The following is a 14,875-nucleotide window of genomic DNA, read 5'->3' on the forward strand; positions in this document are numbered from 1 at the left end:
CGCTCGAATCCTGGCGTCGCGGGCCCGGCAGCCCTGCCTCACGCACCGCTTTCCATCGGAAGTCCGGCGTCGCGCCACGCGGTGATACCGCCGTCGAGACCGGCCGCGTCGATGCCTGCCCGACGCGCGAGCGCGGCGAACCGCAACGACACCTCGCCGACCGGACAGACGAATACGACGGGCCGTGACCGGGCGAACGGCATACCCTGGGCGAACATGTCCTCGAGTTGATCATCGCGAATATTCAGCGCGCCGGGGACGTGGCCGATCCGGTAGGCCATCGCCCCCCTGGTATCGATGACGAGGGGGTGTTCCCGCGCGTCGAGCCGGACCAGTTCGGCAGGCGTCAGCACCGGTGTCACGGCGATTTCCCCGGCGCTCGGCGGGGTCCGCCGCTCGGGCTTGCCGAAGAGTTCGGGTCTGCGCCGCTTGATGTAGGACAGATACGGTTCGATGCGGTCGCAGACGAGGACGACGGCGACGATCGGATCGTCCGCGCGGTCCGAGAGATCCAGTGCGCCGAGGGTTTCCAGCGCCGCCGCGTAGGCCGCGCCGCTGGTCGGCCCGGCCAGGACGCCGTAGCGGGTGGCCAGTTCCAGAGTCGCGTCGATCGCGGCGCCGGATTCCACCGTCACGATGTGATCGTAGAAATCCGGTCGGAAGAGTCCGACATCCCACATCTCGGTTTCGGAGCGGATGCCGGGGATGAAATCGGACCGTTCGGAGACCACGGCGACGGTGCGCAATTCGGGATTGTGTTTGCGCAGGTAGGTCGCCGCACCCCGGGTGGAGCCGGTGGTGCCGAGCCCGCCGATCAGATAGTCGACGCGCACGCTGCCGTCGTCGGACAGATCGTCGTGGATCTCCCGGCCGGTGCCGATACTGTGCGCCTCGACGTTCTTCTCGTTGGTGTACTGCGACGGATGATGGTATGCGCCGGGCTCTTTGGCCATGGTCGCCTCGATCACCGAATACACGTCGTTCGGGGTCGTCGGATCCGGGCATTCGGACAGTCCGGGAAGTTCGACGATATCGGTGCCGAGGATACGCAGCAGATCACGGACCTCGCCGACCTTGATCCGATTGGTCACCGCTCGCAACCCGATACCGTGCATCGCCCCGAGGACGCGCAGCGCCTTGGCGGTGTTTCCGCTCGACGCCTCGATGAAGCCGCGTCCGCTCGCGGCGATATCGTCGAGTTCGTCGCGGATCATGGCCCAGGCGACCCGGTCCTTGACCGAACCGAACGGGTTGCAGGACTCCAGTTTCGCGTACAGTTCGACATTCTCCAGCCCGTGCACCCCGGGATCGAGGCGCAGCAGCGGGGTGTCGCCGATCAATTCGGTGATGTGGTCGTAGCGCATCAGATCGCCCCGTTCACCCGGGGAACACCGGCGCGTTCGGCCGTGACCGTCACGTCGGGTTCGTAGTCGGTGTCCCGGCAGGCGTGGAAGACGCCGTCCCGCCGCGTCACCGCCACTTTCGCGGGCGGATGATGCCGGGAGGCGGCGGCCGCGGACAGATCCATGTGGTAGGCGGCGGTATTCGGGAAGACCAGCAGATCACCCGACCGTGGTCGGCGCGGCAACCAGACCTTGTGATTGGTGATCAGATCCCGTTCCAGGCACAGGCGTCCCGCGATGTAGCAACCGACCGGACCGGTGTCGGCGGTGGCGCGCAACCGCCAGGGCGACGTGCCGTCGAATTCGGCGGGCGTGGAGCCGAATTCGTCCCCGACCCGGGGCAGCAGGATCGGATCCACCATGACCTCCTGGTCGGCGGGTGTCACCGCGTCGCGGCTGATGTCGACATGCGCCAATTCGGTGCCGTCGGCGGTCTCCTTGGTGAATTCCACTCGGGCCACGGTGATTCCGGCATGGTCGACCAGCGCCTTACCCGGCTCGGTCCACAGGGTGAGCAGATTGTCGGTCGCGACCTGCGCGACGCTGCGCCCGCCGTGGTTGTCCAACGGCGCGGTGAGCAGATCGTCGAGCAGACGATCGGCCGCGACGGTGTTGGCGTACTTGTGGAATACGGGTACGCCGTGCACGGCGGCGCCGTCGACGTGATAGCCGAACATGTTGCCCGCCCAGCTCATCGGCGCGCCCCGGCCGAGCAGGGATTCGCGCAGAAGTCCGACATAGGCGTCGAATCGATCCGCGTCGGCGGTGAAGACCTGCCGGAGTCCGCCGCCGACATTCACGACCGAGGGGCTGAGTCCGTGGCCGTACGCCTGTTCGACCAGACCGAGACAGACGTCGAAGGCGCGCACCCGTTCGGCCTGTTCGCCGGAGTCGAGATGGAAGGCGAAGCCGAGGAAAGCGAGTCGGTCCCGATGGGCGCGCAGCAGATCGAACGCCTCGTCCATCCGGGCCAGCGGCACCCCGAATCGGCTGATCGGCGTGCCGTCGAAGCCCGAGATCCGCAGCAGGACCGGCACCGCCGCGTCGGCGAGTTCGGCGATCCGGCCCAACTCCCACAGATTGTCGACATTGATCGTCGACCCGGTGCCGACCAGATGCCGAAGGAATGTCTCGCCCTTCGGACCGGTCACTTCGATCCGCGCCGATCCGAACCCCGCGTCGACCGCCTCGGCCCACTCCCACGGCGAAGCGACGTCGATCGAGATCCCCGCGCGCTCGGCGACCCGGACGAACGCGCGCGACTGGTTCACCTTGTGCGCGTAGCAGATCCGGTGCCCCGGCACGCGATGATCGAGCACGTCTCGCAGCCGCGCCAGATTCTCGGAGTAGACCTGCGGAAACAACAGATGCACGGGTGATCCGAAAGTGGACACGATCGCCTCGACCGTGTCTCGGCTGTCGAGGAACGCGCGCACCATCGGGTGCAGTTTCGCCGGTAACGTCGGCGGCGGTGGGGTCATACCGCGGTTTCCGACACGTGCGTGGTGACGGGCCGCGTGACGGAAGGCTCCTCGGAAACCGGGTTGTATCCACCGTCGCGGATCGCCTCGAAGGCCCGCGCCCGGTTGCGCGGGCTACGGAATTCGGCGACCACCCGCTTGCTGATCAGATCGACCTCACCGACCGCGATATCCATGGACTCGAGGACGCCGGTGATCGTTCGGACGCAGTGTTTGCAGTTCATATCGGGGATGTAGAAGATCCGATCCTCGGCGAGGACGGGGCCCTCGGCGGTCGACTCGTCGATATCTCCCGCGATCTCGTCGATATCGCATCGCACGACCATCTCCTCGAAAACGGCCACCAGGTGTCGCACCACCACCGGAAGGACGCTGTAGTGCGCACCGCCGAGTCGATGCGGTACGGCCGCCGGACAGGCCGGTCGGGTGCCGGCGGGCAACAGCGCGTACTGGCGGGAGATGAGGTCGAGGTCGTCGTGGTACTTCGTGATCGCGTCGGTGACACTCAGCCCCTCGACGCCGGTCGCGCGCCGCATGACCGCGTGCGCGTCGGCGATGGTGGCATCCTTCATCGCACGAAGCGTCGCCACGGATTCGGCGGTGTAGCGCACGGTCCCGTCCGGTTGGGGCGCGAACGTCACCGGGATCATTCCGCGACGGTAGGTCGAGGCCTGCAACTCCCAATACCATCGGGTCGCGACCGCGGGGAAGATCCCCGAATCGCGCATCCCCCCGGCGAATTCGACAGCATCGCGAAAAGGGGTCTGCCGTGCCAGCAGCGCGTGCTGGGCAAGCGCGCGACCGGCCGCCTCGATCCCGACCCGGAAGATCTCCAGCGGATCGTGATCGGTGGTCGTCGCCTCAAGGACCACGTGTTCGGGCGGGCCGAGCGCGGCCACCCGTCGGTGCAGCGCGGAATTCGCGGTGAGCGTGTGCCAGAGGTCGAGCACCGTCTCGCGCACGGCGATCGGGACGATCGGTCCGAGACCGTCCGCGCGGTAGTGGCCGGTATTGGGTATGCCGTCACTGTCGGTCCACGAGATACGGTGGGTCGCGGTGGTGACCTGCGCGGCTCGGCACGGACGCATGAACCGCTCGAGGTACAGCCGCTGCGAGTAGGTGAGATGGCTGCCCGGTTCGGTGCGCAATTCGGCGCTGCCGAATCGGATGCGCCGGGGCTCCGGTGCGACCGGCGGCCCGTCGAACAGGCCGGGCTGGGCGAGTTCGGCCAGGATCCGGGACGCGGCCCTCCTGTCGTAGCGCGGGTCGTCGCTGCTCACGAAACCTCCTGGGCGATGGTCCGCACGCACCGGATGAACCGGTCGATCTCCTCGGCGGTGTTGTAGATGTGGGTACTGACCCGCACCGAGTCGACATCCCTCGTGCCGTCCTCGTCGGACACGGTGCAGTGCAGGCCGGTGCGTACCAGGAAACCGAGTTCGCTGAGGACGAAACCCGCGTCGGCGGAAGTGATTCCGGTGAGCGTGAACGAGACGATGCCGTACCCCACCTCGCAGGCCGCATAGGCGGGTCCCGGCAGGAAATCCAGTCCGGGCACTTGGCGCAGTCCGTCGATCAGCCGCAGGGTGAGTGCGCGATCGTGCGCGGCGATCACCGCGAGATCGAGGGACTCCAACACATCCAGGGCCGCGCCGAGCGCCAGGATCCCGGGAATATTGTGGGTGCCGCCCTCCATCAACTCCGGCATCCCGGTCGTGGTGAGACCGGTTTCGGTCAAGCGGACACCGCTGTTGCCGCCGGGCAGGAACGGCAGCAGGCGATCGTGGATCCGGCGGTGGCAGTAGAGAACTCCGGTGCCCGGCGCGCCGAACATCTTGTGCGCGGAGAAGATCGCGAAATCCGCGCCGAGTTCGGTGACGTCGACCGGCAGATGCCCGCCGCTCTGGCTACAGTCGAAACACAGCAGCACCGACGGGTCGATCCGGCCGCGCAACTCCTCCAGGGTGGTCCGGCCGCCGAAGACGTGGTGCAGATGACTCGTGGTGACGAGGCGGGTACGTGCCGTGGTCTTCGCGAGGATATCGTCGGTATCCGCCTCGCCCGTCGCGGTCATCCGATACGGAATCAGGGTGATCCGCCGCCCCGAGCGCGCCAGCAGTTCGCGCAGATGATGCCAGGGGTAGACGTTGGACACGTGATCGCCCGGGTTGTAGAGGATCTCGTCACCATCGCGGAGTTCGGCGAAACCCCACGACAGGGCGACCGCGTTGAGCGCGGCGGTCGCGCCGGAGGTGAACACGATCTCGTCGGGATGGTCGGCGCCGACGAATGCCGCGGTGCGCGTGCGGATCCGGGACAGTCTGGTGCCGAGCGCCGTCGCCCACGGATAGGTGCCGCGCCCGGCGTTGGAGGTGTGCGAGGAGTGATAGCGATGGACGGATTCGATGACGGCCAGGGGTTTCTGGGTGGTGGCCGCGCTGTCGAGGTAGACCTCGGTCGAATCGGCCAACGCGGGGAACATCTCTCGGACCGGCACGGTGAGACCGGGGGAGTGCGCATCCCCGGGCGGCCATCGCGTGGCGGTGGACGTGGTCGTGGGCGGGGCGGCGCGCGACCCGGGCGCGGATGACCGCAATGTGACGCTCCCTTCGCAGGACGCGCTGGACGTCACCAACGATACGCACATTTCCGTGGGCCATCGAAGATTTCAGGTGGACAACATGTTTCGCGCACACGGCACCCGGTCGCCGCGTCCGATGCCCGCGACGAGCCGACGACACCGATCAGTACTGACCCTGCACGTATTCGACGAGGCGCTGGCGTTCGGTGGCCAGTTCGGAGATGGCGCTCTTCACCACGTCGCCGATACTGACGATCCCGACCAATCGGCCGTCGTCGACCACCGGCAGATGCCGGATGCGATGGTCGGTCATGATCCGGCGCAGACCGTCGACCCGGTCGTCGGGCGCGCACACCCGCACATCCGCGGTCATGATCTCCGCGACGGTGATATCGAGTAGTCGCGCGCCGTGTTCGTACATGCTGCGGACGACGTCACGCTCGGAGACGATGCCCGCGATCGCGCGACCGTCGGACGAGACCACCACCGCTCCGATATTGTGCGCGGCCAATGTGGCGAGCAGTGCGCGCACCGTTGTCTCGGGCGCGACGGTCGTGACGTCGGCGCCTTTCCTGCGCAGGATCTCGGCGATTCGCATATTCACACCATCCAGGGGCACGGGGTTCCAGGATCCCCCGTTACGCCGTGGCCGTCCAGCACGAATTCGACACGGTATAGCGAGACGGTATATCTCAGAGACGTCGGGTCACGCTGCGGTCGAGGTCGCGGGCGAGCAACGCGATGGCCGCCTGCGAGATACCCGACGAGGTCGCCAGGTCGATCGTGGTGAGCTGGGCGATGCGGCGCAGTCGATAGTCGACGGTGTTGGGATGGACGTAGAGCTGACGCGCGGTCAGCTGTCGGTTCATGTCGTTGCCGAGGTAGGCGCGCATGGTGTCGAACAATTCCTGGTGGGCGTCGAGCGGCTCCAGGATGGTCGCGATCCGCCGCACCGCGGGTCCGCCGCGCGTCAGTTGATACTCCACCGCCAGATCGTCCATCTGGTACAGGCCCGGTTCGCGTCCGCCGACCCGCACCAGATTGAGCAGTTCGTGGGCTTGATCCGCGGACTCGGGTACCTGATCGGTTTCGGTGACCACCACGGTCGCGGTGATCGGCACCCCGGCGGCCTCGGTGAGCCTGGCCAGGACCTCGGCCGTCAGGGTCGGGCCCGCGTCGGAGACGGGGATGAGCAGTGTCCCGCCCTTGGTGGAGAGCAGGGTCAGCGCCCGCGATTCCAACGAGGTGGCGAGTTCGGACTGTAACCTGCGCAGTTTGCGCCGTGCGGCGACCTGGGAGTCCACCCGCGGGTCACGCTCGTCGGGGTGTTCGGGGATGGACAGCGCCACCACCTCGTAGGAGTCCGCGATCGGAATTCCGGCCTGCCGTGCCAGCGCCGAGCTGCGGCGCCCACTCAGCAATGCCGAGGCAAGCGTCTGGGATGCCGTCTGATGTTCCCTGGCGACCAGGTGCTGTTCGTCGACGTAGGCATCGGACACCGCGACCGTGATCGCCTCGAGCAGTTCGAGCATGAGATCGGTCGCGACGAGGAGTTCGTCGACGTCGTCGGCCTTGGCACGTGCGGTGACCAGGCCGAACGCTATGCGTAGGCCCTGGTGGTATGCGCGCAGGATGGTGCCGAGCGGTACCGCCTCCCTCGCCCATTGCGCGGCGGCCTCGCGCACTTCGCCCAGGCGCGCGTCATCGGGGACCGAGCGCCGGTCGAACATCTCGGCGGCCAATGCCAGACAACTCCTGGTCATCTTGGTGACGTCTCCGCGCAATTGCTCACCCGGCAGGGTTCGGCACGGCGCCATACAGGTGGCGAAGTATCCGACCATGCGTGAGGCGACCCGGTCTGTGTTCTGCAGCGGCACCGACGCGGGTCGGCCGCCGATTTCGAGCGCCGAGTCCGGCGTTTCAGCGGACAGGTCCAGCGTGGAGAAGGTCATACGTCGCTCCAGTGATTCTCGGGCGTAATACATCTGCGTCCGAATTGTTACATCACTATACGAAATAGTTATGAACCTGGCGAGGGTTCATGGGACATCTTCTGGTACTGGAGAGTTCTCGCAGGGCCCCCGGGACCCGTTGCGGGGGAATCGGATCGAGGCGTCGCCGACGAGAGCGCGGCGCCGCGGGCTTGCCGCGGTCGCCGAGGCCCTCGAGGGGGTGGGTGTGGCCTACCCGCCGGCGCGCTCCGCCGCTCCGCCGCTGCGGATTTCGTGCTCGATGGCTACCGCGGCATAGTGCTGACCGCTCGCACGCAACTGGGCGATGCGGTGATGTAAGGCCTCCGTGCCGTAAACGGCGGCGATGTCGGCGATGCCGAGCCTGCGGGAACGGTGTGGTGACTGGTCCATGCGCGCCTCTGGACTACTGGCGCACCCGAAATCCGCTCGGCGACGTCGGCGCGGGCTCCGGATGCGAAATCCCCTGATCTAACGCGCTCGAGTGTAGGGCCGTGTGTGGTACAAATGCAAGCACATTTGTACGAACATCGGTGTGCACAAGTGGATTTGCGAGCTACTCGTCGTCGAGGCCGGCGGAGAGATACGCGGCCGCCGCGAGCCACTGGCGACACTGTGGTCCGTGAACCTCGTGGAGGGTGAGGATTTCGCGAGCGCGACGGTAGGTGAGGCCGCCCGGTTCGGCGCCGCAGTCGGTCACCGCTCGTTCCGCGACGGTGTGGGTCCGTGCTACATCAATACCGACGCCGTTGATTCCGGACGAACGGGGAGCACGAAATGCCTGGCTCATATCGACCGCCCCTCGCTTGCGGCTCGGGGGAGTCGAAGTGCGCGATGACGCCGGAGAGTTGTCTCGGCGTTATCTCCCCGTTTCACGAGAACGAGTTTATGCGTTCGCACGTTGCGGATGCAAGTACATTTGCAAGAACGCCCACGGTATTCGGAAAAAACCTCCTGGTATGAAAATAGCGGTTTCCGACCTACCGGTCGGAAACCGCCACGGGCTGCTTCGAATTCGCGGGAAAGCAGCTCAGACTTTGCGGGCGACCGCGCCGTAGGCCGAAATGGGACGGGTCTCGCCGACTTCGGTGTCCGCGGCACGCCACTGGGTGATCGAGGTGAAGCCGGGCTCGACCAGGTCGAGGCCGTCGAAGACGGCGCGGATCTGGGCCTGAGGCCGTGGAACATACGGTGTGCCACCGGTTCCGGTGTAGTTCTCGCACAGCGTCACGTAGGCCGGACTGTCGTCGCTGCCGTCCCACATCACCAGATGGCTGCCTGCGGGGACGGCGTCGAGCACGGTGTGCACGATGCGCAGCAGTTCGTCGTAGGACTTGGCGTGGCCGAGCACGCCCATGAACATGACGGCGATCGGCTCGTTGAAATTCAGCACGTTGCGGGCGTCGGCGATGATCTGCTCGGGGAAGTGGTAGTCCGAATCCACGTAGGTGGTCACACCTTCGGGGGTGGTGCTGGTCAGTAGCGCCCTGGCGTGGGTGAGGACGAGGGGGTCGTTGTCGACGTAGACGACCTTCGATTCGGGTGCGACGCTCTGCGCCACCTGGTGGGTGTTCTGCATGGTCGGCAGCCCGGTGCCGATATCGAGGAACTGGCGGATGCCCACCTCGCCCGCGAGGTAGGTGACCGCGCGGATGAGGAACTGGCGCGACTGCACCGCCATGGTGGTGATGTCGGGGTCGACCTCGATGCCGGCATCACCTGCGATGCGGTCGATTTCGTAGTAGTCCTTGCCGCCCATCCAGTAGTTCCAGATGCGGGCCGAATGGGGAATATCGGTTCTGATCAAGGGGGAGTTGTCTTCTGACATTCTTCTGGCTCCTCAACAAGCGTGTTCGGCGGCACGCCGTGAAGGGTGTCGCGAATGGCTGGTACATCCGATGTGCACTGTGACAGTACAAGATTCGGGTCACTCGAGCGGCCCGGATCGGTGACCTGAGCACGGGATTCGTGTGGCCGCAACGGAATAGCCCAATAAAGCCGACCGGTAGGTCTGATCTATTCGGTGCGCCACGGTGAACTCCGTGCTATCGTCCTCGCGTCCGTGCGGATGCAAGAACGTTTGAGCGTGCATCTGCAAGTCCGAAAACATGATTCGTCACTACACCGGTGTGATCCGAGGAGTGGAAAATGCCCGATACATCTGTGCGCAAGATCGAAAGCGCTTGGCGCAAGAGTTCGTTCAGCGGTCCGAATGGTGGGAACTGCGTGGAGGTCGCCGAGGCGTCGGGTGGCATGGTCGCCATGCGCAACTCGCGCGATCCCGAGGGAAGCGTGCTGTTCTATACCCGGCCGGAGATCGACGCGTTCGTTCGCGGTGCCAAAGCGGGAGAGTTCGACGATTTGACTAGCTGAGAGGTAACATTGCGGTCGGTGCGGTGTGTCCTACAGGGGTGCGTATGTGACACACTGATGGGCAACCTCGAGTATCGGAGACGAACTCCATGATCGCAGAACCCGATGACGACGGTCGTGCGCAATCAGTTGTCGCGGAACGTGGTCCGACAGTGCTTCGGATCGCGCTCGGTGGACAACTACGCAGACTCCGGGAGAGCAAGAGTATCTCCCGAGAGGATGCCGGTGAGTCCATCCGTGGATCGCACGCGAAGATCAGTCGCCTGGAATTGGGCCGCACCGGCTTCAAAGAGCGTGATATCCGCGACCTGCTGACGCTGTACGGCGTCATCGATCCAGAAGAGCGCGAAGCATTCTTGGATCTGGCGCGGAAAGCGAACGAACCCGGCTGGTGGCATCGCTACAGCGATCTGCTGCCATCCTGGTTCAGTACCTATCTGGGGCTGGAGCAGGCGGCGGGCAAGATCCGTACTTACGAAGCGCATTTGGTGCCCGGCCTGTTGCAGACGCCCGAATACGCCAAGGCGGTCCTCACGCTGGGCACCGACGACGCCGACACCGATCGTCGCGTCGCCGTCCGCCAACGCAGGCAGCAATTGCTGTTCCGCCCCATCGAACCGCCCATCGTGTGGGCGGTCATCGACGAGGCGGCGCTGCAACGGCCCGTCGGCGGCGCGGCCGTGCACCGCAAACAGATGGAACATCTCATCGAGCTGGCCGACGTTCCGAATATCACCATCCAGGTACTTCCGTACTCGGCCGGTGAACATGCCGCCGCGGGAAGCTCATTCAGCATTCTGCGTTTCGCCGAGCCGGAACTTCCGGATATCGTCTACCTGGAACATCTCACCAGCGCCCTGTATCTGGATCGCAGGCAGGATCTCGCCCAGTATCTGTCGGTGATGGACCGGTTGAGCGTCCAGGCATTGCCGCCGGAGAAGTCGATCGACATGTTGCGGAAGTACGCGACCGAGCGCTGATACCTGCCTGAAAGAATTGGGTGTTTGCCGATCGAATCGGCAAACACCCAATTTCTTTGTGCGGTGACGAGCGAGGTTTTCTTGGCACACGTCGACTTTCTCGGACCGTGTGGCTGCACAGGGCAACGGGGACATACAACGGTCCCGCCGAAATTCTCGCGGCGCTATTCCGCGTGCCTCTGACGCGTCGATAGTCGATATGTCGACACGAAAAGGCTCATCGGCCTCCACGGCGGTGTGGAAGCCCGACGGCGTGCGGCGGCGTCGGATGACGCTACTGTTTGATGAAACTGGAGGCGATGCGCCAGAACGTGGCCGGCTGCAAGGCCTTCATATCCCAATCGTCGGCCATCGCGTGCGCGATGGAGACGATCCGGTCGATATCGAAATCGTTCCGGGTGGCGGCACCGGTGGATTCGACCGCGTCGATGACGAAGGCGACCGCGGTCTCCCGCGAGTACGCGATATTCCTGTGGCCGTTGCGGGCCGCATATGTGCTCATAGTTGTCATACCGTTCGCTGGCTGGTCGGCCAGTGCGGCGTCGGCGTACCCGAGCCTGCCGCCGGAAAGTGGTCGGTCCATCTGAAAACCCCTGACATGTGGCGGCAGCAAACCATTGGCGACTCGGCCGTCGGTTCGCACACACGGCCTCCCCTGGTTGTCCCCTGTAAAGCTCTGCGGGACTGAGTTTAGGACCGTCGACCGTGGGTATGCAAGTGCATCTGCACGATCGATTGCATTCGCACGAACCATTTTTCGGGGCGGATTATGAGGTCTGCTCAGCCGAACCGGACGGTTCGTCGAAATATCGACTGTCGATTTGTGACATAACCCTGTCCGGCAGGGGGTGGATCGGGAGGAGGGCGCTGCGCCGCCGCTGTCGATGCGACGTCCGGCTCCGAAGGGTGGTGACCGTCCGTCGGGTGAGGTGGCGGCGTGACGCCGATGCCGGGGCATCCGCAATCCGACACCACCTCAACGGCTATGGCTATCTTTCAGCTAATGGCTGCGGCGATCGCATCGGCGAAGGGGGTGTCGCCGCCGACGAGTTCGAGCGTGGCGCCGGCGGTCGCGGGGGTGTGCAGCAATTCGGCGATGGTGGCGGCGACATCGGCGCGCGGTATATCGCCACGGCCGATCGGCGGCGCACCGAGCCGGACCAGTCCGGTCCCGATGGTATCGACCAGGCGGCCCGGCCGCACGATCGTCCAGTCGAGATCGCGGCGCCGGAGATCGTTCTCGGCCTGCGTTTTCGCGTCGATATAGGCGGCCCACACCTCGTCGGTGCCCGCGGCGGGCGGCTCGCCCGCCCCCATGGACGAGATCTGCACGAACCTGCGAACACCTGCCGCCTCGGCGGCGTCGGCGAGCAGTACCGAACCGTCGCGGTCGACGCTGTACTTGCGCGCCACGCCGCTGCCCGGACCGGCTCCCGCCGCGAAAACCACTGCGTCGGAACCCTTCACGAGCGCAGCGAGTTCGGCGGAAGTGGTCGATTCCAGGTCGACCACGACGGGCCTGGCTCCGGTGGCGAGGACCTCGTCGGCGTGGCGTGGGTCGCGGATGAGACCGTCCACGGTGTCCCCGCGCCGCGCGGCCGCCTCGGCCAGCAGTAGCGCGATCTTTCCGTGGCCGCCTGCGATGACGATATGCATCGATCGATCCTTCCTGTCGTAGGTTTCGGTGCTTCCGGTATCCGGGGATCGACCGCGCCGCCGGGCTCAGCGTTCGGGACCGCCGGGATTACACGACGCCGCAACGGTGCCCTGATAACCGACGGCCGGTCGCCACGGTTCGAGATTCCAGCTCGGCTTGTTCGGCTGGACCAGCCTCGCCCAGTCCCAATGGCAGACGAATTGATCACGCATGCCGGGGGTTTCGGCGTCGGGTGAGTGCGCGAGCACTTCCTGCCATGCGCGTTCCTCGTTGCCCGCCGACGTGGTGCGCCTACCCGCGGTGGTCGGGTAGACCAGCAGTCGGGGGCCGTCCACGCTCTCGGTCCACTCCACGTGATCGACGAGCGGAAGGTCGGCGTACGGGTCGAATGTCGGCAGGGCGACCGTGTCGGTGCCGACGGGAGCGGCGGCCGATGTCGTCGCCACGATCGTCGTTGTCGTCGGTGCCGGGGCGGCGACGGAATCGTGGGAATTCCCGGTACCGCATCCGGCGGCGACCGATGACATCGCCAGCGCTGCCATCATCACGGCGGTAACTCGCGGGGAGCGGGTTCGGGGGGTTCCGGCTCGGCCCCGGGCTCTCGGTGTCACATCCATCCTCTCGATCCTGGCGGTGCCTACTCGAGCGTAGCCATTCCCCGGCATACCCGTGAACGTCGACGCCGAGCCACAGTATGTGGTGGCTTGCCGAAATGGGCTCGCGGTGGTGATAGTCGATCGATGAAGTGGACTCGGAGAATTTCGGGCACTGCGGCGACGGCGCTGGCGGTGACGGTCGCGCTGTCCGGCCAGGTGTCGGCGGATCCGGCCGACAACCCGGGTTCGGTGATCGAGGTGGGACCGCTGCCGGACGAGGCGTCGGTGCCGCAGGCGAGTACCGCGCACCGCCTGATCTACCGATCGCGCGGTCCGCGCGGTCCCATGCTGAGCGCAGGCGCGGTCTATCTGCCGACCGGAACGCCGCCACCGGGTGGATGGCCGATCGTGGCCTACGCGCACGGCACCGTCGGCATCGCCGATCATTGCGTTTTCACGCTGCGCCCGCGCGACTACTATCTGAAGTCGGTCTATCCGGCGTTGCTGGCGGCGGGGTACGCCGTCGTGATCTCCGATTACGTCGGTCTCGGCACACCGGGCACGCACCCTTACCTGGACGGTCCTTCGCAGGCGCGCAGTGTCATCGACGGGGTGCGGGCCGCCCGCGCGACGGCGCCCGAGCTGAGTTCCCGCTGGGCGGTGCTCGGACAATCCCAGGGCGGCCAGACCGCCCTGTTCACCGCGCATTCCGCCGCGGCCGACGCCCCCGAACTCGATTTCCGCGGCGCGGCAGCCACCGGGGCCCCGTCGAATCTGGAACTGCTCGCCCCGCTGTTCGGTCCGTGGATACCGCGACTGCCGCTGCGCAACACGACCGCCTATTTCGCCATGATCGTCGCGGGACTACGGGCGACCGCGCCCGAATTGGATATCGATGGTTATCTGACGCCCACCGGCGCCGCGGTGGTGCGCGTGGTGGAGGAGAACTGCGTCGCGGACGCGGACGCGCTCGTCCGCGATATCGCCATCGGCGACATGCTCGCGCGTCCGCTTCGCGATCCGGCCCTGCTCGAGGCGGTGCGGGCGATGCTGGAGATTCCGACGACCGGGTACGCGACGCCGTTGTTCGTCGGGCAGGGGCTGACGGATCTCGAGGTACCCGCCCCGCTCGGCGCCAAGTTGATCGCCGACCTGACGGCGGGCGGCGCGGACCTGCGGGTCGGCATCTATTCGGGTGATCATCTGGGGGGCGCGAGCCAGGCCTTTCCCGATGTGCTCGCGTTCCTGCGTGGGCTGTTCGACCGGCTGTGAGGTGTTCAGCGCCAGAGCGACCGGCACGGTAGTCGTCGCAGATCGGGGCGGATCATGCCGTCCACGGTGACGGTGAGGCCCGCGTGCACCGCGGCCGTGGTGAACTCCCACGCCTCGGTCCGGGTCGCCGCGTATTCCAGGACGAGGGCGTCCTCGGGAGTCGTGCCATCGAAGTAGACGGTCACCCGCTGGGTCGGAACTTCCCGCGCGCCGTTCGTCGCCGCGCTGATCATCGCCGTGCCGTTCGTCGCCTCGGTTGTCGCAGTGCCGTCCATGCCACGGTCTCCCTTCCGACCAGGCGTGATATCGCCCGCTGTCTACGAAGGTAGGTCGACACCATGGTGAGGAACATGTTCCTGCCGGAGCGCTTGACAAGTCACAGCGCGTCTCCGCGAGCGCTGGGAGACTCACCAGCGGCCCTTCTTCGATCCACACAATCGAACCGGCGACGTCTTGTGAATTGTCAACACATACCCCACGAACACTGGCGTTCGGGTGGGCCGGTACCGAGGATTGTCCACGACGTCGGCCGATGGGGAGGTGCACGTCGTGCGATTCGGTG

Annotated in this window: 15 protein-coding genes; 3 read left to right on the plus strand and 12 right to left on the minus strand. The window is 66.1% G+C overall.

Annotation, left to right across the window (positions count from 1 at the left end):
* Positions 1-38: 38 nt before the first annotated feature.
* From JZ792_RS03635 to JZ792_RS03670, 8 genes are all read right to left on the minus strand, one after another.
* Positions 39-1,364: a pyridoxal-phosphate dependent enzyme gene (locus JZ792_RS03635; protein WP_216906815.1), complete on the minus strand. Its 1,326-nt coding sequence runs from the start codon at positions 1,362-1,364 to the stop codon at positions 39-41.
* Positions 1,364-2,884: a type III PLP-dependent enzyme domain-containing protein gene (locus tag JZ792_RS03640; protein ID WP_216906817.1), complete on the minus strand. Its 1,521-nt coding sequence runs from the start codon at positions 2,882-2,884 to the stop codon at positions 1,364-1,366. Before JZ792_RS03640 ends, JZ792_RS03635 begins: the two co-directional genes overlap by 1 nt.
* The gene (locus JZ792_RS03645) at positions 2,881-4,164 is read right to left on the minus strand and encodes a heavy-metal-associated domain-containing protein (protein WP_216906819.1); all 1,284 of its coding nucleotides are present in this window, start codon (positions 4,162-4,164) and stop codon (positions 2,881-2,883) included. The genes JZ792_RS03640 and JZ792_RS03645 overlap by 4 nt, the downstream gene beginning before the upstream one ends.
* The gene (locus JZ792_RS03650) at positions 4,161-5,354 is read right to left on the minus strand and encodes an aminotransferase class V-fold PLP-dependent enzyme (RefSeq protein ID WP_254189229.1); all 1,194 of its coding nucleotides are present in this window, start codon (positions 5,352-5,354) and stop codon (positions 4,161-4,163) included. The genes JZ792_RS03645 and JZ792_RS03650 overlap by 4 nt, the downstream gene beginning before the upstream one ends.
* A gap of 274 nt (positions 5,355-5,628) precedes the next feature.
* Positions 5,629-6,063, minus strand: a complete 435-nt coding sequence (locus JZ792_RS03655) for a CBS domain-containing protein (protein WP_109524524.1) — start codon at positions 6,061-6,063, stop codon at positions 5,629-5,631.
* Positions 6,064-6,157: 94 nt separating this feature from the next.
* A complete protein-coding gene (locus JZ792_RS03660) occupies positions 6,158-7,417 on the minus strand; it encodes a PucR family transcriptional regulator (protein WP_216906822.1) in 1,260 nt (419 codons plus the stop codon).
* A 231-nt stretch (positions 7,418-7,648) separates the two neighbouring features.
* Entirely contained in the window at positions 7,649-7,828 is a 180-nt protein-coding gene (locus tag JZ792_RS03665) for a hypothetical protein (RefSeq protein ID WP_109524349.1), read from the minus strand.
* A 637-nt stretch (positions 7,829-8,465) separates the two neighbouring features.
* Positions 8,466-9,263 carry an SAM-dependent methyltransferase gene (locus JZ792_RS03670; protein WP_216906823.1) on the minus strand — a complete coding sequence of 266 codons (798 nt, stop codon included), beginning with the start codon at positions 9,261-9,263 and terminating at the stop codon, positions 8,466-8,468.
* Positions 9,264-9,583: 320 nt separating this feature from the next.
* Here JZ792_RS03670 and JZ792_RS03675 point away from each other — a divergent pair, with 320 nt between their 5' ends.
* Together JZ792_RS03675 and JZ792_RS03680 are read left to right on the plus strand one after the other, a co-directional pair.
* A complete protein-coding gene (locus JZ792_RS03675; protein ID WP_216906824.1) occupies positions 9,584-9,808 on the plus strand; it encodes a DUF397 domain-containing protein in 225 nt (74 codons plus the stop codon).
* Positions 9,809-9,897: 89 nt separating this feature from the next.
* A complete protein-coding gene (locus JZ792_RS03680) occupies positions 9,898-10,788 on the plus strand; it encodes a Sco1979 family transcriptional regulator (RefSeq protein WP_216906825.1) in 891 nt (296 codons plus the stop codon).
* Positions 10,789-11,062: 274 nt separating this feature from the next.
* Here JZ792_RS03680 and JZ792_RS03685 read toward each other — a convergent pair whose 3' ends face one another.
* The 3 genes from JZ792_RS03685 to JZ792_RS03695 form a co-directional block, all read right to left on the minus strand.
* Positions 11,063-11,371 carry a hypothetical protein gene (locus JZ792_RS03685; RefSeq protein ID WP_109524354.1) on the minus strand — a complete coding sequence of 103 codons (309 nt, stop codon included), beginning with the start codon at positions 11,369-11,371 and terminating at the stop codon, positions 11,063-11,065.
* Between the two features lie 413 nt (positions 11,372-11,784).
* Positions 11,785-12,444, minus strand: coding sequence for an SDR family oxidoreductase (locus JZ792_RS03690; protein WP_216906826.1), 660 nt, complete (start codon positions 12,442-12,444; stop codon positions 11,785-11,787).
* Positions 12,445-12,510: 66 nt separating this feature from the next.
* A complete protein-coding gene (locus JZ792_RS03695) occupies positions 12,511-12,987 on the minus strand; it encodes a DUF2599 domain-containing protein (RefSeq protein ID WP_216906827.1) in 477 nt (158 codons plus the stop codon).
* A 198-nt stretch (positions 12,988-13,185) separates the two neighbouring features.
* On the opposite strand from JZ792_RS03695, the gene JZ792_RS03700 reads away from it, so the two are divergent.
* A complete protein-coding gene (locus JZ792_RS03700; protein ID WP_216906829.1) occupies positions 13,186-14,313 on the plus strand; it encodes a lipase family protein in 1,128 nt (375 codons plus the stop codon).
* A gap of 5 nt (positions 14,314-14,318) precedes the next feature.
* Here JZ792_RS03700 and JZ792_RS03705 read toward each other — a convergent pair whose 3' ends face one another.
* Positions 14,319-14,588, minus strand: a complete 270-nt coding sequence (locus JZ792_RS03705; RefSeq protein ID WP_254189230.1) for a hypothetical protein — start codon at positions 14,586-14,588, stop codon at positions 14,319-14,321.
* Positions 14,589-14,875 lie beyond the last annotated feature (287 nt).

The organism is Nocardia noduli, from assembly GCF_019038455.1.
GTDB lineage: Bacteria > Actinomycetota > Actinomycetes > Mycobacteriales > Mycobacteriaceae > Nocardia > Nocardia noduli.

Coding starts and splice junctions, on each gene's coding strand:
- JZ792_RS03635 (WP_216906815.1), bottom strand. CDS start 1,364: ATGCGCTACGACCACATCACCGAATTGATCGGCGACACCCCGCTGCTG.
- JZ792_RS03640 (WP_216906817.1), bottom strand. CDS start 2,884: ATGACCCCACCGCCGCCGACGTTACCGGCGAAACTGCACCCGATGGTG.
- JZ792_RS03655 (WP_109524524.1), bottom strand. CDS start 6,063: ATGCGAATCGCCGAGATCCTGCGCAGGAAAGGCGCCGACGTCACGACC.
- JZ792_RS03660 (WP_216906822.1), bottom strand. CDS start 7,417: ATGACCTTCTCCACGCTGGACCTGTCCGCTGAAACGCCGGACTCGGCG.
- JZ792_RS03665 (WP_109524349.1), bottom strand. CDS start 7,828: ATGGACCAGTCACCACACCGTTCCCGCAGGCTCGGCATCGCCGACATC.
- JZ792_RS03670 (WP_216906823.1), bottom strand. CDS start 9,263: ATGTCAGAAGACAACTCCCCCTTGATCAGAACCGATATTCCCCATTCG.
- JZ792_RS03675 (WP_216906824.1), top strand. CDS start 9,584: ATGCCCGATACATCTGTGCGCAAGATCGAAAGCGCTTGGCGCAAGAGT.
- JZ792_RS03680 (WP_216906825.1), top strand. CDS start 9,898: ATGATCGCAGAACCCGATGACGACGGTCGTGCGCAATCAGTTGTCGCG.
- JZ792_RS03685 (WP_109524354.1), bottom strand. CDS start 11,371: ATGGACCGACCACTTTCCGGCGGCAGGCTCGGGTACGCCGACGCCGCA.
- JZ792_RS03690 (WP_216906826.1), bottom strand. CDS start 12,444: ATGCATATCGTCATCGCAGGCGGCCACGGAAAGATCGCGCTACTGCTG.
- JZ792_RS03695 (WP_216906827.1), bottom strand. CDS start 12,987: ATGGCAGCGCTGGCGATGTCATCGGTCGCCGCCGGATGCGGTACCGGG.
- JZ792_RS03700 (WP_216906829.1), top strand. CDS start 13,186: ATGAAGTGGACTCGGAGAATTTCGGGCACTGCGGCGACGGCGCTGGCG.
- JZ792_RS03705 (WP_254189230.1), bottom strand. CDS start 14,588: ATGGACGGCACTGCGACAACCGAGGCGACGAACGGCACGGCGATGATC.